The organism is Clostridium sp. AM43-3BH, from assembly GCF_003479985.1.
Classification (GTDB): domain Bacteria; phylum Bacillota; class Clostridia; order Lachnospirales; family Lachnospiraceae; genus Otoolea; species Otoolea fessa.
This window is the reverse complement of sequence record NZ_QUIH01000007.1, coordinates 106013-124616: the sequence shown is the minus strand read 5'-3', so window position 1 is coordinate 124616 and position 18604 is coordinate 106013. Positions and strand designations below refer to the sequence as shown.

General features: G+C 46.4%; 22 protein-coding genes and 2 pseudogenes. 1 reads left to right on the top strand and 23 read right to left on the bottom strand.

Annotation, left to right across the window (positions count from 1 at the left end; all coding sequences use genetic code 11):
* Positions 1 to 94: 94 nt before the first annotated feature.
* The 10 genes and pseudogenes from DW931_RS12055 to DW931_RS12010 form a co-directional block, all read right to left on the bottom strand.
* Positions 95 to 640, bottom strand: coding sequence for a methylated-DNA--[protein]-cysteine S-methyltransferase (locus tag DW931_RS12055; protein ID WP_118469501.1), 546 nt, complete (start codon positions 638 to 640; stop codon positions 95 to 97).
* A gap of 33 nt (positions 641 to 673) precedes the next feature.
* Positions 674 to 892 (bottom strand): nucleotidyltransferase substrate binding protein, encoded by a 219-nt coding sequence (locus DW931_RS12050; protein ID WP_227589764.1) that lies wholly within the window; start codon positions 890 to 892, stop codon positions 674 to 676.
* A 60-nt stretch (positions 893 to 952) separates the two neighbouring features.
* On the bottom strand, positions 953 to 1861 hold the full coding sequence (locus DW931_RS12045) for a radical SAM mobile pair protein B (protein ID WP_118472552.1): 909 nt from the start codon (positions 1859 to 1861) through the stop codon (positions 953 to 955).
* On the bottom strand, positions 1849 to 2538 hold the full coding sequence (locus DW931_RS12040) for a radical SAM mobile pair protein A (RefSeq protein ID WP_118469502.1): 690 nt from the start codon (positions 2536 to 2538) through the stop codon (positions 1849 to 1851). Before DW931_RS12040 ends, DW931_RS12045 begins: the two co-directional genes overlap by 13 nt.
* Positions 2535 to 2972 carry a radical SAM mobile pair system MarR family transcriptional regulator gene (locus DW931_RS12035; protein ID WP_117796695.1) on the bottom strand — a complete coding sequence of 146 codons (438 nt, stop codon included), beginning with the start codon at positions 2970 to 2972 and terminating at the stop codon, positions 2535 to 2537. The genes DW931_RS12040 and DW931_RS12035 overlap by 4 nt, the downstream gene beginning before the upstream one ends.
* 94 nt (positions 2973 to 3066) lie before the next feature.
* Positions 3067 to 3309 (bottom strand): annotated as a pseudogene (locus DW931_RS12030) (GNAT family N-acetyltransferase); the annotation flags it as partial.
* Between the two features lie 62 nt (positions 3310 to 3371).
* Positions 3372 to 3866: an HD domain-containing protein gene (locus DW931_RS12025; RefSeq protein ID WP_008981870.1), complete on the bottom strand. Its 495-nt coding sequence runs from the start codon at positions 3864 to 3866 to the stop codon at positions 3372 to 3374.
* 37 nt (positions 3867 to 3903) lie between these two features.
* The gene (locus DW931_RS12020; protein ID WP_117495051.1) at positions 3904 to 4593 is read right to left on the bottom strand and encodes a class I SAM-dependent methyltransferase; all 690 of its coding nucleotides are present in this window, start codon (positions 4591 to 4593) and stop codon (positions 3904 to 3906) included.
* Positions 4594 to 4735: 142 nt separating this feature from the next.
* Positions 4736 to 5059, bottom strand: a complete 324-nt coding sequence (locus tag DW931_RS12015) for a hypothetical protein (protein ID WP_004613237.1) — start codon at positions 5057 to 5059, stop codon at positions 4736 to 4738.
* Positions 5060 to 5155: 96 nt separating this feature from the next.
* A complete protein-coding gene (locus DW931_RS12010; RefSeq protein WP_008373705.1) occupies positions 5156 to 5488 on the bottom strand; it encodes a helix-turn-helix domain-containing protein in 333 nt (110 codons plus the stop codon).
* Positions 5489 to 5630: 142 nt separating this feature from the next.
* On the opposite strand from DW931_RS12010, the gene DW931_RS12005 reads away from it, so the two are divergent.
* Positions 5631 to 5984, top strand: a complete 354-nt coding sequence (locus tag DW931_RS12005; protein WP_004614173.1) for a cupin domain-containing protein — start codon at positions 5631 to 5633, stop codon at positions 5982 to 5984.
* 112 nt (positions 5985 to 6096) lie between these two features.
* Here DW931_RS12005 and DW931_RS16100 read toward each other — a convergent pair.
* The 13 genes and pseudogenes from DW931_RS16100 to DW931_RS11940 form a co-directional block, all read right to left on the bottom strand.
* Positions 6097 to 6303, bottom strand: a pseudogene (locus DW931_RS16100) (VOC family protein); the annotation flags it as partial.
* Between the two features lie 362 nt (positions 6304 to 6665).
* On the bottom strand, positions 6666 to 7109 hold the full coding sequence (locus DW931_RS11995) for a GNAT family N-acetyltransferase (protein ID WP_118469267.1): 444 nt from the start codon (positions 7107 to 7109) through the stop codon (positions 6666 to 6668).
* A 166-nt stretch (positions 7110 to 7275) separates the two neighbouring features.
* A complete protein-coding gene (locus DW931_RS11990; RefSeq protein WP_087155189.1) occupies positions 7276 to 8112 on the bottom strand; it encodes a sialate O-acetylesterase in 837 nt (278 codons plus the stop codon).
* 195 nt (positions 8113 to 8307) lie between these two features.
* Positions 8308 to 9006 (bottom strand): DUF5714 domain-containing protein, encoded by a 699-nt coding sequence (locus DW931_RS11985; protein WP_118469268.1) that lies wholly within the window; start codon positions 9004 to 9006, stop codon positions 8308 to 8310.
* A 22-nt stretch (positions 9007 to 9028) separates the two neighbouring features.
* The gene (gene larE / locus DW931_RS11980; RefSeq protein WP_207663589.1) at positions 9029 to 9883 is read right to left on the bottom strand and encodes an ATP-dependent sacrificial sulfur transferase LarE; all 855 of its coding nucleotides are present in this window, start codon (positions 9881 to 9883) and stop codon (positions 9029 to 9031) included.
* A gap of 67 nt (positions 9884 to 9950) precedes the next feature.
* Positions 9951 to 11351, bottom strand: coding sequence for a nickel pincer cofactor biosynthesis protein LarC (gene larC, locus DW931_RS11975; protein ID WP_118482022.1), 1401 nt, complete (start codon positions 11349 to 11351; stop codon positions 9951 to 9953).
* Positions 11352 to 11454: 103 nt separating this feature from the next.
* Positions 11455 to 12228 (bottom strand): nickel pincer cofactor biosynthesis protein LarB, encoded by a 774-nt coding sequence (gene larB, locus DW931_RS11970; RefSeq protein WP_118469270.1) that lies wholly within the window; start codon positions 12226 to 12228, stop codon positions 11455 to 11457.
* 134 nt (positions 12229 to 12362) lie between these two features.
* Positions 12363 to 12992 (bottom strand): ATP-binding cassette domain-containing protein, encoded by a 630-nt coding sequence (locus DW931_RS11965; protein ID WP_118469272.1) that lies wholly within the window; start codon positions 12990 to 12992, stop codon positions 12363 to 12365.
* Position 12993: 1 nt separating this feature from the next.
* Positions 12994 to 13881, bottom strand: a complete 888-nt coding sequence (locus tag DW931_RS11960; RefSeq protein WP_227589743.1) for an ABC transporter ATP-binding protein — start codon at positions 13879 to 13881, stop codon at positions 12994 to 12996.
* Between the two features lie 42 nt (positions 13882 to 13923).
* Entirely contained in the window at positions 13924 to 14733 is an 810-nt protein-coding gene (locus DW931_RS11955; protein ID WP_118469274.1) for an ABC transporter permease, read from the bottom strand.
* Complete coding sequence (locus tag DW931_RS11950; protein ID WP_333549120.1) at positions 14730 to 15716, bottom strand: ABC transporter permease; 987 nt, start codon at positions 15714 to 15716, stop codon at positions 14730 to 14732. Before DW931_RS11950 ends, DW931_RS11955 begins: the two co-directional genes overlap by 4 nt.
* Complete coding sequence (locus DW931_RS11945; protein WP_118469276.1) at positions 15709 to 17373, bottom strand: ABC transporter substrate-binding protein; 1665 nt, start codon at positions 17371 to 17373, stop codon at positions 15709 to 15711. Before DW931_RS11945 ends, DW931_RS11950 begins: the two co-directional genes overlap by 8 nt.
* Before the next feature lie 275 nt (positions 17374 to 17648).
* Positions 17649 to 18599, bottom strand: coding sequence for an HD domain-containing protein (locus DW931_RS11940; protein ID WP_118469278.1), 951 nt, complete (start codon positions 18597 to 18599; stop codon positions 17649 to 17651).
* Between the last annotated feature and the right edge of the window lie 5 nt (positions 18600 to 18604).

Genomic DNA, 18604 nt, shown 5'->3' with positions numbered 1-18604 from the left:
TATCAACAAGTCAATAAGAATATATAGGCAAAAAGCTGCTGCCAACTTATAAAATGGCAACAGCTTTAAAAATTCCAATTTTTCCACTTAATAACTAAAGCGCCGTTCCTTTCTTCGGCACAAAGAAACGACTCATATCGGTATGTTCCAGCATAAGCAGCGCCACCTTCTTCTCAATTCCGCCCGCATACCCAATCAGGCTTCCACTCGTTCCCACCACACGGTGGCATGGGATGATAATGGAAATCTCGTTATGCCCCACTGCACCGCCTACCGCCTGCGCGGACATATGGGACGCATTCTGCATCTTCGCCAGCTTTTTTGCAATCTCCCCATAGGTAGTCGTCTGTCCATACGGAATTTGCAATAAAATCTGCCACACCGCCTGTCGAAATGCGGAGCCAGTCGGATGCAGCGGCGGAATAAAGTCCGGTTCTTTGCCAGAAAAATAAATATCCAGCCATCTCTTTGCCTCGGTTAAAATCAGGGATTCCTGTGAAATAGCTCCGTCTGGAAGTGTATTTGCAAAATACTTCTGCCCCTCAAACCACAGACCCGTGAGTCCGATCGCGTCTGCCGCCAGCAGAATATCGCCTAACTTTGATTTATATGTACATGTATATACTGTTTTATCCTTCACCGTGGACTCCTCCCAGGGTTATCGACTGTTTTTTTACATCCAATCGCTTTCTGCTTCCTCCAGCTTCTTCACAAGTGTATCTTTAAGAACCGTAAAAGCCAGAATAAAGCTATCGCGTATCAGCAGAATCAACTCGTCTATTTCATCCTCATTATATATATGAACAGAGGTATTGCGTTTTTTTAACATGAGTAACCATATCTCAGCATCATTGATAAATCCGATCTTATAACCAAGCTGGAAGTTCTCAATCTGTGAAAATATTTAATCTAATCGCTTTCACTCTGTAAGCACTCCTTTTCAAATTTCTGCTTAACGATTTCTTTTTCCTGTATTTTCTGTCCCTCGGATTTCCTCATGATAGAAATAATCTACGATCACCGGATGTCCCTGCGGGACTCTTCCATAAGGCATTTCATTATCCACAAAGGCACAATCATACTTCTTAGCCATTTTCTCAGCTTTTACTTCAAGTGCTTCAAAGTAGCTGCGGTTATGCTTGTTATAGATCTCGTCGTAAAGTGGTACAAGATCAGGATATTTTCCGGCGATATAATCCATAATTGTCTTTTTGAAACCGCCTCGAAGATTGAGATTTTCGAGCCAGAACAGATCGCACTGATCCTTTACCCGCTCAAAGATTGCTTCAAAATCCGTGATACCGGGGAATACCGGGGATACGAAACAGACTGTACGGATACCGGCTTCATATACCTGCTTCATAGCAGAGATACGGCGCTCAATGCTCGAAGCAGAGTCCATATCGTTCTTGAAATTTTCATCTAGTGTGTTGATCGACCATGAAACGGTTACACGTCCAAGCTTCTTCAGCAGATCAATATCCCGTACCACAAGATCCGACTTTGTGCAGATCAGAATATCTGCGTCACTGCCGATTAACTGCTCCAGAAGTTTTCTGGTATTCCCGAATTGCTCCTCCTGTGGATTGTAGCCATCCGTCACAGAACCGATGACCACACGCTGCCCGGCATATTTCTTCGGATTTTTAATTTCCGGCCAATGCTTCACATCAAGGAAAGTGCCCCATTCCTCCTTGTGCCCGGTAAAGCGCTTCATAAAAGAAGCATAGCAATACTTGCAGGCATGTGTACAGCCCACATAGGGATTGACCGAGTAACCGCCTACCGGCAGACTAGACTTAGTCATGATGTTCTTTGTTTCCACCTCACGAATGAGGATTCCATTTATTACTTCTTCCATGATTTCTGTACCTCTAACACTTTATTAAATTCTTCCGGCATTTCCTGAATCATATTTTCATTCCCTATGATAGGGACAAGGTCTTCCTTCATAAACACCGGAATGCCGAGCTTATGTGCCTGGTCCGCCAGAGACCATGCCCATTCCGGCTCCGTATGAATCTTCCTGCTCTGAGCCCCGGTCATAGTGCCGACAACGATCCAATTGATTCCGAAAAGGTCAACTGTGCCGGGATCGTCGAATAACGGCTCAAAGGTAACATGGTAATGTTTTGCTCTGACGTTTTTCCGAAGGGCGTCGATACGCCACAGTTCTGCTTTCCTCGTCACCGTAACGCCAAACCATGCGTTTTCCAGATCGGTATCAAAATCCAGCAAATCAGGTCGCTTGGTAAGGAACAGGAACTGATGCTGTGGATTTTCACGGATCTTTGCAAATACCTCGTCTCTCCATTCCGGCTTCCATCCGGAGAGATCGCTCATCCCGGTAAGAAGAAAGTTCTGCGGACGTTTCTTTTCCATCATCTTGAGCTTACTCGGAAAGAATTCAGGGTCAGCGAAGTCATCAATCATATGCCAGCGTTTCACGTTGTTGCGGGCATAGCAATATGTACACCCCACTGTGCAGCCGATGACGATATTCATGTTCTGAATCTGATCTTTGATACAAATACTCATGACTTCTGCCACTCCTCAAGATTCTTTCTGATGCGGTCGAGGCATTCCTCAAACCGGGTAATTTCTTCCTCTGAAAAACCTTTGTAGTAAATACTGCCCATCTCATCAGATACAGAATCGTACTCGCCCTTTAAGGCATGTGCTTTCTCAGTCAGAAACAGGAGTGTTTTCCTTTTGTCCGTTTCAGACTGAACACGGCTTATCAGCCCTTGATTTTCCATTCTTTCCAGCATCGTAGTAAGAGATGTTATCGCTAATCCGCATTTAATCGAGAGTGACCTGATTGAGATACCATCCTCCTGCCACAGCACATAAAGAATACGTCCCTGGGCTCCATTAAACGCATCGATATTTTTTTCGCTGAGAATCTTCTCAAAAATCCGGTCACCAAGCTGTTTTATTTTGGTGACAAGAAATCCGCCATTTGTTTTCATGCAAAAGCTCCTATATAGTAGTTTATAAAATCATACTATATAGGAGCTTTATTGTCAAGAGCTTGTATGTTTGAATAGAGGTAAACTGGAATTTCTATTTGTGTTGCCATGTCATTACATAATCTTTTTCTCCGGTAGCCTCATCTAAGCCACTATGCTGAATCTCAAATCCTTCTCTCTTATAAAAAGATATTGCCCGTGCATTCTTTTGGTATACGTTCAAGTACAACTTACTCCTTTTGTCCTTTGCATAATTCAGCAGAATTTTACCTATACCCTGCGATTGCATTTCACCAGAAACAAAAATGCCCTCAACATATTCATCATTTAACCCTAGGCTTAAACTTAACTACTATTTTTTCTTTGCGATATAAAATACATAACTGTAATAATCTACTACTAATCTAAAATAAAGCGATTATAAGCTATCCTTTTTCCTGTGTTTGTTTTAAAGTTTTCATCTATACACTTTTTTATCTTTTCCTGTTCTTTTTCTTTATCCATAACCGTTAAATTTTCAAGCAAATCAGCTTCCCATTGTATTTGAAAATCAAGTCCATCAATTTTAGATGGAGTATGATGGTTGCCTATTATAAAGCATATTCTATCAATATTTTTGTTATAGCCTACCTTTTTTAATATTTCTTTCGCTACTTCTGGTCCTTCCTTTTCTTGATAGACACCATCAATAGAACCGTATTTTTTTTGTGCTTCAACCGCACCAATATCATGTAGTATAGCAATAATACTGATGAATTCTTTTTCTTCCTCTCCGATATTTTCTCCTTTCATTATATCTTCTGCATTTTTCAAAACTTTGAGAGTATGCTCTATGCCAAAAGGAATTTCTTTGAATACTTCTTTCATCTCTATAATAATTTTTTCTTTAAACATAAATTACCTCCATTTATACCTTATAAGTGTTTTAGTTCTATCTATCCACTTTTTTGTTCGCCGATACAATCAGCATCATGGGACGGCGCATTTCATCCTGCATCCCCGGAATATCCATCATGTATTCCGGCGGCTGCGGCTCCACAATATGATTTATTATAAAACCATTTGAAAGCAGTGTATTTAGATATGTGGTCAGTGTTCTATGATATTTTGTAACCTTTTCTCCCAAAAAGACAGCTGTCCGTTTGCCCTCATAATAATAATTATCCACCGGAAAATGCAGTATTTCTCCTTTTTCGTTATAATGCCAGTCTTGTGTTCCATAGGCAGTAAAAACAGGATGTTCAACCGTAAAAACTAGCTTACCACCAGACTTCAGTATTCTATATATCTTTTTTACTAAAATCTCATAATCTGCTACATAGTGAAACGCAAGTGAACTTAATATTACATCAAAACTCTCCTCTGGGAATTCCACATCTTCTATAGCACAGCATTTATATTCAACCTGTGGAAAATGTGTTTTTTCTTTGGCTACCTCGAGCATTTTATGAGAAATATCAACACCCACAACAGAAGACGCTCCGTGTTCCATCGCATAAATACAGTGCCATCCATAGCCGCATCCTAAATCAAGCACACGCTTATCTTTAAAATCCGGCAGCAGCTTTCTCAATGTTTCCCATTCTCCTGCACCGGCTAGTCCCTGCTGTGAGCGACTCATTTGACTGTATTTTTGAAAAAATATATTATCATCATATTTGTTTTCTTTTCCATATTCTACATAATTCAACCTCTTTCACCTCGCTGTAAACTTCCGATTTTTCGTTCTCTGCGACTTCCCAATAAACGGGAATTTGACTTGCCTATTTTCTTAAAATCTCATGTGGAGCTTCTATTTCATTTGCCAAGGTATGCTCTGTTAATTCTGACATCAATTTCAATTTTTTATTAATCAATGGTCGCATACAATTAGGAACATGTTCCTGATGCGCTCTGTGGATTGCTACACATTCCTTACAGTTTCCGTGATAACGACAGGCTTTCAGGCAAGGACAGTGATCTTTGTCTTTATACTCCTTACGAAATTCCGCTGCAAATTCTTCTTGCAGTCTCAGTCCCTCGACACGGTTTCCCTTATGAAATTCTACCATTGCATCCAGTTCTTTCTGGTTCCCTTCAATCTTCATGTTATTATAGCGCCTCCATTTCAACTATTCCTCATTTTCTGATAAATTCCTGTTATACAAACTGGAATTGTTCGATCTTTTCAAATACTAACGTCCTTAATTCTGTTCAATAATTGATTTATAGTAGTTACCAAAGTCAGCAAGTGAATTAACAATTGGAAGCATTTTTGTTCCGAGTTCCGTTAAGCCGTATTCAACTCTCGGTGGCTGCTCATGGTAATCGTGGCGATATGCCAGTCCATCACTCATCATTTGTCTTAAACTATCTGTCAAAACCTTTTGTGAAATACCATCTATACTTCGTTGTAGCTCATTGAATCTCCATGGACGCTCTTTCAAGTTACGCAAAATCAGCAGTTTCCATTTTCCTCCGATGAGAGATACTGCTGTTGCAACTGGGCATTCCGGTAATTCTTCTTTTGCTCGCATAATTCTCACCTCCGAGTCTATTGTAACACATTCAATTTTGAGTGTACAGTTACAAAAAGGTGCGTACTTGTTTTTGTATGTGTCTCACACTATACTAATACCAATCAACCAGAAACTACAAATTAACTATGGAGGTATTATTATGGCAAATTACACAAAAACAACTATTGGAAAGGAAAACCGAATTGAGCTGCATGAAAAGTTGTCTTTAACAGGTGCAGAAATCAGTTTAAACGAACTACCTGCAGGAGCAAATGTCCCATTTGTTCATTCTCATAAAGAAAATGAAGAAATCTATGGAATTCTTTCAGGTAACGGCAAAGCCATAATTGATGGAGAAGAAATTAGCCTTTCAACTGGAGACTGGCTAAAAATCGCTCCTGCTGCAAAGCGTCAGTTTTTTGCATCCGATATTTCCGGAATTACTTATATCTGCATTCAGGTAAAAGAAAATTCTCTGGAACATTTTACAGCAGAAGATGCCGTAATCGGCTAATTAAAAGTATTTATTTACAGAAATGCACAGTTCCCGATATGCTAAGAACTGTGCATTCCTTTTTTCTTCAATTTTACGATTTCTCAATTTTTCGAACTTGAAATTGTCGGGTTCAAACTGTAACCTCAATTTGATTCCCTTCAATTGCAACAATACAGCTTTCGTAATAGCCATCTCCTGTTGTCCGGGGACCGCTGATTACTTCATAACCAGCAGTTTTCAACTCTACGGTCAAGGCATCAACCTTTTCTTTACTTCCTACACTAAATGCGATATGTGCATATCCCGTGCGAGCAAGTTCTTTAGGTAAATCAGGCATTTTGCAAGATGGTAATTTTTTAGTGTATAAAGGTGGTTTTTAAGCCAATTACCTATCTTGTACGAAAGGTGTACAAAGGTGGTTTTTAACTGTACAAAGGTGGTTTTTCTGGATTCCTTTATCTTTTATCTAAGAAACTGTACAAAGGTGGTCTTTTAATAATAAAAGTTATTTTTGGTGATTATTCACATTTCATAGAACTGTATAAAGGTGGTTTTTTGAGCTTTTTCCCAATTTTACAAGAATGTATAAAGGTGGTTTTTAAGAAGTTATCCACATTTTAAAAAAGTGTACAAAGGTGGTTTTTTCATTATCCACTCTCCAATTCCTCAGGCGCAAACATACATTCGAAAAGCTTGAAGTTATATATGTCTTTGCAAATATACCATATCTATTAGTTGTACACCGCCCTCATAAATTGGGTGGTCATAATTGTCAGTAAAGAAATTGGGAATCTTGTGAGAACGAACAAACCCACATTTTTCATAAAATGGTATCGTCAATGGACTGTCACCTGTTCCAACTTGCAAAACAGAATATTCATCTGCATATTTACTGGCAAGAAAATCAATTAGTGCTTTGCCATAGCCCTTTCCCTGATTTTCCGGATCGACTGCGATATTCTTGATTTCAAGTATTTCGTTACCTTCATCGGTGACAACACATTCAGCTTTTACATCATTGTCTTCAAGCACATACATAGTTCCTTTTTCAAGATAGCGATCAACCATGCTCTCCTGTTCATCAGCTAATAACAATAATGATATAAACTGCTTTTTATTCTCATTCACTTCTCGGATTTTCATATATATTACTCCGTCAAATTGGAATTTGCCAGTCAATTACTTATCTTTTTCCAAAGAAGTAAGAATAGCAATCCTCATTACAACAATCGCTTTATTCATACAATTACACTTCTTTGTAAAATTCTAATTCTTTTCTTTATTTTATTTCCATTAGTCAGATTGAAAGTTAGAGATTTTTCATTTTTGTTATGAACTCTTCATAACTACATTTTCCCATTGTCAAATCCATCATGGCTAAATATTTCATTTCATTCTGAGTATATGGAATATTAATACATGACTCTAATAATTTTTCTTCGTTTTTCAAAGGTGTTATCACATTCTTTTTGTTTTTGTAGGCATAGTAATAACGAACCCCAAATTTTCTTTGAGAGACAGCATTTAAATGTATGCCATCTGGATTTGCTGACAACCCCTGGGCAGTTACAAAATATACATGATTATGATCATTGGCATATCGTAATAATTCTTTATTCACCAAGTCATACTCTGTACAATTAAAACCAAAGCCTATCTTTCCTAAATAGTCACCAAGTCCTCCAATAATAAACGGTACATCGTCTAAATTAAGTTCATTTTTTAAAGCCTCAAAAATTGTATGTAATTTTTCATAATACGTTTTGTAGTTACCATTATAGCTATCATTTTCTCCTTGATGCCACAGAATAGCAATCAAATTACTATTTTGCATTGCAAATTTTGCCTGAATAATTGCATTTTTAAATAATATTTTCTCTATAGACCAGTCATCAATGGAACTGCCACCTTCCGCACATGGAATCAAGCCGATTTGTTCTTCTTTGTTTTCCATGCACCACATTGCAGCAAATGAACCCGCAAGACTTACTCCTGATATAGGACGATCGTAGTTAATTGGTTCTGTCATCATTTGCCATTTTCCATTTCTTAACATCTGGATTCTCTCATTACAAATCATCGGTACTTCATTTATGAATCCACGTCCAGCCATGTTGGACTGTCCAATCATTAATACACTTTTCATTCAACACCTCCACAACTTCCGATTTTTCCACGTAAAAAAGGATGTGCCTTTTTGTGTAATAGGGAATTCCAGGAAATTTCCTATTACACGAGAAATTGCTCTCTCATCACAGTTCACACATTATGCAAACTGCAATCCCATCTCGCACAATCTAATTATATCGCAGCTTTATTATCTCCGTTTATCCATTTATAGTCAAATATTATCATCAAATCGCCAAAATGGACAGCGCTTGCCAATACACTGATTGTTCTGAGCATAATGCGTACAATGGACTTCTGTGCATTCCATTTCGATTCCAAAATGCGTTTTTACAAAATCAACCGCCGCCAGAATCGCCAGATAAGAATCTCTTTTACAACACCTCGGACCGCCGGTGTGCGAAATCGCTTCCAGTGCTTTTGATGTCATCTGATTCGAAAGTCCCCAGGATTCCTCCGTCAGTGGCGTCGCCCCAGACAAGATAGATACAAACATACCTGCGCTGATTCCCGCTCCGCAGGCACCCCAGAATCCGCAGGTTCCTCCTGGAACGGCTTTTCCACGGTTCAGCATTTCCATCACAGATTCCCGCAGATTAATAGCACCTCCCGCATTTTTATATGCAGTAAGCAGCGCCGCTCCCACCATGCCATGATGCTCCGGTCCATGCATATGGCAAAACGGTGCATCCATCATCTTCCGGACAATCTCGATCGGATTTCTGGATGTTTCGTCTATACACAGGGAAAGAATGGTGTCCAGTCCCTTCGTATGACAATCATTACAAACATAATGCCCGTTCTGGCATCTGGTCTTGCTCAATTCTTTTTTATGACATAATTCGCACTCCATCCATTCATCCTGTTCCAGATAAATAAGAGGTGCTTTACAGACAATACATTCTTCTTGCATGGGATTTCCATCTCCTTCACATTCATTTCCCGGCCAGCGCGTTGAGTTTCTGCACTATATCCATACTTCCCGACCGGAAACCTTCCAGATCGAGTGTAATGTACAGAAAACCCATTTCTTTTAATGTCCTGCAGATCGTCTCCCGCTCGGCAATCGCTTTTTCAAATTTATCCGCATCCACCTCGATCCGGACAATATCGCCATGCAGGCGCAGGCGCACATTTCCGCCAAACACGCTTCGAAGATAATCTTCGCCTTTCTCAATCCGCTTCAAAACTTCCATGTCAAAGGAAGTTCCATATGGAAGGCGGGTCGCCATACATGGCATGGACGGACGGGATGCAACGGAAATTCCTAAGTCAGCTGCAAATGCCTTGACATCCTTTTTCTCCAGTCCGCACTGTGCAAGTGGACTGACGACACCCAGCTCACGGAGTGCCTGGATACCTGGGCGGTACACATGCAGGTCGCTCTCATTGGTTCCGTCCATCACGCACGGAATCCCCTCTTCTTTTGCAAAATCCAGAAGTGTCGCGAACAGGTGGTGTTTGCAGATATAACAGCGGTTGACCGGATTCGTCCGGATGGCTTCCAGCTCCATCTCATTGACCTGGATAATTTTATGGATCGCGCCCAGCTCCTTTGCCACCCGCTCCGCGATCTCCAGATCACAGGCTGGGTGCAGCATGGTGTGAAATGTCACGGCATAAACCGGCATTCCCGTCTTCTTCGCCGTATCACACGCCAGCTTGAGAATCAGGCTGCTGTCCACACCGCCCGAAAAGGCGACACAGACCGGTGCTTTCGCTTTTTCTGCCATGAACTGTTTTAAAGCTTCTCTTTTTTCTGTCTCTGATATCATTGGTTTATTTTCCATGGTTCTTGATTCTCCTCTTAATTATCTAACGAGAATGCACTGTGCCGTTTTTCAATCTCAAAAGTGCCTACTGTAAACTAATACTTCCGTCTTCCATTACTCCGTGGAATACTTCCATGAAGCGCTTCCCTGTCTCCCGGCAGATCGCGCGCACGCTCTCATACTCCGGATAGCACGTATCCACGCCGCCGCGCTTGCAGATTTTTACCTTTGCTGCCCCGTAACGGGTCTGGATCTCCTTTACTTCCCGTGGCAGTATCGTCCTCTCTACTGGATAACGGCGCACACCAATCGTGGTCGTACAGGAGAATACAAGCTGTTCTAATTCTTCTCGTTTTTCTGCCGTTGTCAGTACATGAAGCACATACGCCGGACGGTTTTTCTTCATATATGCCGGTGTGTACCACACATCTCTGGCGCCCGCTTCCAGAAGCACCTCCATCGCATATCCCAGCGCCTCGCCGGTGCAGTCGTCCAGGTTTGCCTCCATGACCCACATGGAGCTCTCGTCGTGACCGTCTTTTCCGGTTTCTACTTCCACCGTTTTATCCGTCAGAAGCATCGCCCGCAGGATATTCGCGTGCGCGAAATCCTTATTTCCGGCGCCGATACCGATCTTTTCGATCTGGTACTTCTTCGGAAGCGCCGCTTCTGTCCGGAATGCCGCCGCGATCGCCGCGCCGGTCGGCGTTACCATCTCTCCTTCGACATCCCGAAGCGTCAGTTCCAAGCTCTGTGCTGCTGCGATATTTGCCGTCGCCGGAACCGGAACCGGCATTAAACCGTGCTGGCAGCGTGCGAATCCATGACCTTCGGAAAGCGGCGATATCACCACGCGGTGGATTCCCAGATCCTCCAGGCAGAATGCCGCACTGATAACATCCACAATCGAGTCAATTGCACCAACTTCATGGAAATGAACCTCGCTGACCGGGATTCCGTGTGCTTTCGACTCTGCCCCCGCTACAATCTCGAACATCCGGCGCGCCAGGTTTTTAACGCGGTCAGATGCATCCAGACGATCGATGATCTCGAAAATGTCATGGATGTTGCGGTGGATGTGAGGATGCATATGATCGTGGGTGTGAGCGTGATCATGGCTGTGCTCATGGTCGTGAGTGTGTTCATGATCGTGATGATGCTCATGGTCGTGCTCATCATGGCTATGTTCGTGCTCATGACCATGTTCGTGGTCGTGATGATGCTCGTGGTCGTGATGATGCTCGTGGTCGTGATGATGCTCGTGGTCGTGATGATGCTCTTCTTCCTCTAAATGTACATCGAAATCATACGCATCGATTCCACATTTCTTCGTCCGCCCAAAATGCAGATGATACCCGGATACGCCCAGACTGTCCAGTGCCTGTACCAGTTTTTCCCGGCTTGCTCCAAGATCCAACAGTGCGCCAACCGTCATATCTCCACTGATTCCAGACGCACAATCCAGATATAAGATTTTCTCATCCATTTTTTACTTCTCCTTCCAGTCTTCTCTCTTTTGATACATTCCCGCTTTTCCGCTCTCATGCATCTATTGTCCTGTTTATTTCCACAATAACACAAACTTTCTATCACTCTGCCGTCTTCTTCGGCTCCCGCACCGCCAGGCGGTTGATCTGCGCCGCCAGATATGCTGCGCCGTAGCCGTTATCTATATTTACAACCGAAATGCCGTTCGCACAGGAATTAATCATCGTGATCAATGCCGACAGTCCATGAAAACTTGCACCATAGCCGACCGAGGTCGGAACCGCAATGACCGGATTTTCCACCAGCCCGGCGACAACTGTGCCAAGCGCGCCTTCCATTCCCGCCACCGCAATCACGCAGTTTGCCCGCGCAATCGCCTCGCGTTTGGATAAAAGGCGATGGATGCCCGCCACCCCTATATCATAGTAGCGCTCCACGCGGCAGCCGAAAAATTCTACCGTTTTGGCAGCTTCCTCCGCAACCGGGATATCCGCGGTTCCGCCTGTGCAGACTGCCACCAGCCCTTCCAGCTTCCACGGTGTCTCCGATGATTTTCTCGCCTGCAAAATTTTTGAAACCGGATCGTATTCTATCTCCGGGATGCGCGCCCGCACTAGATTCCACTGCTCTGGCGTCGCCCGCGTTCCGAGTACTTCCCCATTTTCCCGGTACAGCGTCTCGAAAATATCCGCCAGATAGGCATCCGGCTTTCCTTGGCAGAACACCGTCTCTGGGAATCCCGAACGCAATTTCCGGTGCAGATCCAGCTTCGCATACCCTAAATCTTCGTAAGGAAGATTCTTGAACGCATTCTCCGCTTCCTCAATACTCGTATCCCCCCGTTTTACCTCTTCCAACAGCTTCCGAACATCCATTTTTCCTCCTCCTTACCAAATCCCGAATTATTAATCTCTTACTATCGCCCATCTTCTTGTCCTTTGGACAAGAAGCATCCCTCGCTCTTATGAGCTCGGTCAATCCCGATTTTCTCTGTCAATATGTGCACTGGCTAAACTGCTGCCATCTTTTCCTGCAATGCCTTTAAATCAATCCGCCGCGTGCAAATCCGCTTCAAAAGAGATTCCGAATGGCTCACAATCACCATTCCCAGCTCCCGCTCCTTTGCCTCCTGCAAAAGCGCCTGCCAGATCTGGCTCTGGGTCACTGCGTCAAACATCGCGGTAATCTCATCCGCCAGCAAATACCTCGGATTTGCCGCCAGCGCTCTGGCAATACAAAACCGCTGCAGTTCGCCTCCGGAAAGCTCCGATGGGAACCGATCCAGCCATTCTTCCCGGATGCCAAGCCGTCCCCGGCTCTCCTCATCCACCTGACCGCCTTCACTGAGAACCTGGCGCATCCGCCAGCGCGGGTTGACCGCCTGCTCCGGGTGCTGCCAGATTAACTGCACCGGCATACAGCCCCGGATATTCTCAATCGGTATGCCGTCAATCTCTACCATTCCCGCCTCCGGTCTCTCATATCCCGCCAGCAGGCGACACAGCGTCGTTTTTCCATATCCGCTCGGCGCCACCAGCCCCACGCGCTCTCCCGGCTCAATTTTCAGGGAAATACGCGTCAGCACGTGGCGCCCGCCATTTTCATATGAAAAAGATAGGTTTTCTGCCTTTAGTGACATCTCATTCTCCTCCAAAAAATTCATGTTCCGGCAGCGCCCGGTAGAGCGCCTGCGTGTATGGCTCTTTCAGATTCCGTCCCTCCCGGAAGTTCTCCGGCTTTACTTCCTCCAGAATCGTCCCGTCATAAAACACCAGAATCCGGTCCGCCATCTCAATCGCCAGTTCCAGATCATGAGTAATCAAAAGCACCGCTGCCCCGTCCTGTGCCATCTCTTTTAAATGACGGATCACATGGCGCGCGGTCATCGCCTCCAGCCCCGGTGTCGGTTCATCCGCCACAATCAGCCTCGGCTCCTGCATCAGTGTCGCTGCCATCAGGACGCGCCGCGCCATGCCGCCCGACAGCTCAAATGGATAACATTTTTCCACTGATTCATCCAGCCCGTACCGCTTCAAAAGCTGGCGGCATTTTGCCCGCGTCGCTTCATCTTTTCTGCCGCCGCAGATCTGATCCCCGACCCGCATCAACGGATCGAGGTAGGAAACCCCCTGCGGAATCAGGGAAATCCCATTGCCCCGCAGCCCGGCAAGCCGCGTCTCATCCAGAACCTCTCCCTGATAGGAAATTTTTCCTTCCATCCGGCAGTTGTACGGCAAGATCCCCAGAATCGCGTGCGCCAGCAGGCTTTTTCCCGAACCACTCGCCCCGACCACCGCCGTCAGCTCCCCACTGAAAAGTTTGCAGGAAAGGTCGCGGAGCGGATGGAGTTCGCGCCGTCTAAGCCCACGCGCGTACTGCGTAAAATATAAGTTTAGATTTTGAATTTTCAATATCGGCTTTTCCATGGAATCACGATTTTCACGCAATCTCCGTTCTTTGAGAACGTCTGTCTGTTCCAAATCTGATAGCCGCATCGTTTTTGATTGTTTCTGTCTTAATCGCATCATTTTATCAAAATATATGTTTTTCTGCCTCATTCCCAGCATCCTCTACTCATGCACGCTCCCCGGATCCATCAGCCGCCCCAGGCTCTGCCCGATCGCCTGAAATCCCAGCGTTACCAGCACCAGTGCCGCGCCCGGAAAGAGCGCCAGCCACCATTTTCCGGTAATCAGGTACGACATACTCTCGGATAAAATAACACCGATCGCCGGTTGCTCGGAGGAAAGGCCGAAGCCCAGAAAGGTCACGCCCGCCTCATGAAGAATCGCATGGGGAAAGAGAAGAATTAACCCGGTTACAAATTGCCGCGATACCTGCGGTACTATGTGGTTCCAGGCAATCCACCAGGGCTTTTTCCCCAGTTTTTCGGAGATCCGCATATACGGACTGTCCCGGATCTGTAAGATTTCCGCCCGCAAAAGCCTCGCCAGGGACGCCCAGTGCGTCAGGGCAATCCCGGCTGCTACACCCCGGAATCCCTTTCCCAGACTGTAGGAAATCAGGATCAGGAGAAGCATGTGCGGGATTCCCATTACCAGATTAATCAGCCCGCATACCAATGAATCCATCAGGCCCCCGCCAAGCGACGCCAGCAATGCAAGCGCCAATGCCACCGCGGCGCTGATCGCCGCGGTCAGAAGCCCCAGCCGGATGCTTAAAGAAAGCCCCGCAACCGTCCGTTTCAGCATATCCCGCCCCATCCAGTCGGTTCCAAACAGCCCGCCGGTTCCCGGAGGCAGGTTTTTTCTCGCAAAATCGACCTGCTGTGCGGCATCCTCCCAGACGATTCCAAGCACTGTCACCAGAATCAAGAAAAGGAGGGAAATTCCCAGCAGCCAGAGTGTTTTCTTTCTCATGCCCTACCTCCTTTCCTAAGTCTCGGATCGACCAGCCGGTACAGCCCATCCGCCGCTGCATTTCCTGCAAATACAAGCACGGCACTGATGAGTGTAATTCCCAGCAGAAGCGGGATATCGCTTCCCAGCCCCGCCGTGACCGCCGCCCGTCCGAGTCCCGGATAGGAAAAGACCTGTTCCACCAGCACCGAACCGCCGAAAATCTCGCTGATCGAGCCAAATTGCAGCGTAATTACCGGGAGAAGCAGGTTGCGGAGTCCATGCCGGAAAATCAGCCGCCAGCCGCTCTCGCCCCGCGCCCGCGCATAGAGTACGTAATCACTTTCCAGAATCTCAATCACTTTTTCGCGCGTGTGCATCGCAATCGAAGAAATCCCTGTCAGTCCCAGCGTACACGCCGGCAGAAATGCGTGATACAGGCGATCCGCCAGGCTGACCTCGTCCGCCGCCATTCCCACCGGGACACTGAACCCGATTGGGAAGATGGGAAGCTGCACTGTAAAGAGAAGCAGCAGCACCAGCGCCAGCCAGAAGGACGGCGTTCCCGCGATCACGATGCAATAGCCCGTAATCAGGCGATCCACCCACTTGCCCCGTTTTGCCGCCGCTGCAATTCCTAAAAATATCCCCACGATTCCCGAAAACAGCCACGCAGACAGAAGGAGCCACACTGACGCAGACGCCTTTTCCGCGATCACCTCCAGCACCGGTCTGCGGTACAGAAGGGAAATGCCAAAATCACCATGACAGATGCCCGAAATCCAGCTAAAGAAGCGCTTCCAGACCGGCACACCAACGCCCCAGTACGCCTGCAGCTTCTCGATCTGCTCCGGCGCCATCGAGCCGAGCGCCGTCTGCCCGACATTCGTCTGCAGCGGATCGACCGGAGACATCGACACCAGCAGAAACGATACCAGACTGACTGCCAAAAGCAGCAGAATCAGGTGCAGCAGACTGCGCCCAAACCATTTCATCCTACTCATAGTACCACCGATCGACATTGTTGACGATGGACCAGCCGTGACCGTGCGGATGCACCTTCTGCTCTGCGACATGAAGCCCGTCTCTCACCCAGTACAGATGATCGACATTTACCAGCCAGATCCACGGAAGATCACCCTCGGCTGAAACGCCCGTCTCGCCGTCCCACTGCGCCGTTTTCCACAATTCATACGAACTTTCCAGATCCGGTGCTTCCAGGGCCTCATCCATATAAGCGTCCACGGTCTCATTCGCATACGGCGAATATTCTGCCAGCCCCGTATCTGCCTTTGTATGGTAAATATTATAAAATTCCATCGGCGTGTGCGCGCCCCAGCCCCAGAGAAGCGGCTGCGACTGTGCCTCGTCATACGCAGTATCCCAGCCGGTGCCGCGGATCGATGCGTCAATTCCAATCTCTTTTAACTGCTGTGCCGTATCGGCTGCCAGCGCCTGACGCACCGAATCCCCGGTCGGATAGAGAAATTCCAGAATGGCTTTCACTCCATCCTTTTCGCGGATGCCGTCAGCATTTTTCTTCCATCCCGCCGCATCCAGCATCTCTTCCGCCTTCTCCACATCATAGGAAATTTTCTCCATTTCATCGTTGTACCACGGCATCTTGTCACAGACACTATATGCCGGGCTGCCGTAACCATTTAACACATGATCGATCATTTCCTGCCGGTCAATCGCCAGGTTGATCGCCCGGCGCACCTGCACATCCGCGGTAAAATCATTGCCGATTTTTACGCCATCCCCCCGTACCGTCTCCGGCACTGCCGGGAGGTTAAATCCACGGTTGTCCACCGTCTCACAATCCAAAAGACTGAATTCTGGAACCGACTGGTCTGCATAGGACGCCGCCGTGTACGCCACATCCACCTGCCCGGCGCGCACCGCCACAAATGCCGCATCCTCTTCCATAAAGAGAATCGTGACCTGCCGCATCTTCGGCGCATCCCCATAATAATCCGGGTTGGCTTCCAGAATCACCTGCTGCCCCTTGTCCCACTGTTTCAGGATATATCGCCCGGAACCGATCGGATGTGTGCCGTAATCCGTTCCATATGCATGCTCCGGCACAATTCCCGTCACCGCCATCGTGTATGACCAGATAGCAAACGGGCGTTCCATCTCAAACACAACCGTCACATCATCGATCGCCTCCGCCTGTTTCAGCATTGAAAAATCGTTGACGGAACTCGTCTTTTTCAATGTGTTATAAGTGAATGCCACATCCTCCGCGGTCAGCGCCTCGCCATCCGTGAATTTCGCATCGTCGCGGATCGTCACCGTCCATGTCATTCCATCCTCGGAGGTCTCCACATCCGTCGCCAGATCATACCCGATACTCAAATCTGCTTCTGTCACCGTCAGGGTGCTCTGGATCAGCGGTTCATGCATATGCTCGCCCGCGCCCCAGCCATATGCCGGATCAAAGCCCGCCTCCGGCTCTGAAGTCGGCGGCATCGCGATAATAACGCTTGTTTGGGTATTTTCCGTCTGTTCTGCGCCGGAACCGCCTTTCTGTGCCTGATTTCCAGCGTTTCCGCATCCGGAAAGCATGACTGCCGCCGCTAAGGCAGTAACGCCAAGTTCCCTGGCTTCTCCGAACACCTTTCCAATGATTTTGCCTGTATTTTCTCGTTTTTTCATATTTTCTGTTGTACCCCTATATTTTTCTTTATGAAACAAAAGGATATCAGAAAAGTGCGATCCCTACTGAACCGCTGTACCTTCCTGGTATCCTTCTCCATTTTTCTTATTTATTTTATGTGCGGCTATTTAACTCGCTTCTCTGCCAACAGCATAGACACCTGATTCCTATTTTTTCGTTCCCCCGCTTCTGCAAGGCAGCATCTGCTTGTGCAGCGCTGTTTTCTTTTTCTTATATACATTTAGACTCATTTTAGATGTCTGTTATCTTATTATTATTCCGTCGGCGTCGTCTTTCTCACATTCGTCTCCAGGAAACGGTTATATCCGAGCCAGCCCGGATTCTCCCCGCCGCTCTTTAAGACTTCCAGCATCGTCTCCATCTTCGCATCGGTATTGTCCGCGAAATTCAATGCCAGCGCCTCCAGAAGCGCCGGTTTCTTCGGGGAACCGTACTCTAATTCGCCGTGGTGCGCAAGGATGCAGTGCTTTAACTCCGCCGCTGTCTTTGCCGGGAATCCCGGAATCTCCTTAATACGGTCTGCAACCATCATCGTGCCGATCACGATATGACCTAAGAGCTGACCGTCGTCCGTATAATCATTTTCCGGAAACGCGGATAATTCCTGCACTTTTCCGATGTCGTGGAACAGCGCCGCCGTCAGAAGCAGATCGCGATTCAGCGCCGGATATGACTTCGTGTAGAAATCACAGAGTTTCATAACACTTAACGTATGTTCCAAAAGTCCGCCCACAAAACCATGATGCACACTCTTCGCCGCCGAATGGAAGCAGAATTTCTTCACAAACGCCTTATCTTCCAGGAAACAGCTGGATGCCAGCTTTTTCAGGTACGGATTCTGGAAAGACTGCACCAGAGCCGTCAGATCCTGATACATTATCTTGATATCCTTTGAGCTGACCGGAAGGTAATCACTTTCCTGATACTCGCCCTCGTCTGCCTTGCGTATGCGCTTGATATTTAACTGGTTGGAACCCTGGAAAACCGTCACATCGCCGTCCACATAGACGTACTGCAGCGGCTCAAAATCATTGATGCCCGGAGAACTTAAATCCCAGATTTTGCAGTCTACCGTGCCTGTTTTATCCTGAAGCAGCACGGAAGCGTACTCTTTTCCGTTTTTCGTCACCGCGTGCTGTTTCGTCTTACATAAATATACGTCCGAGACTCTCATTCCTTCCCGGAACTGTTCAATATATCTCATTCTGC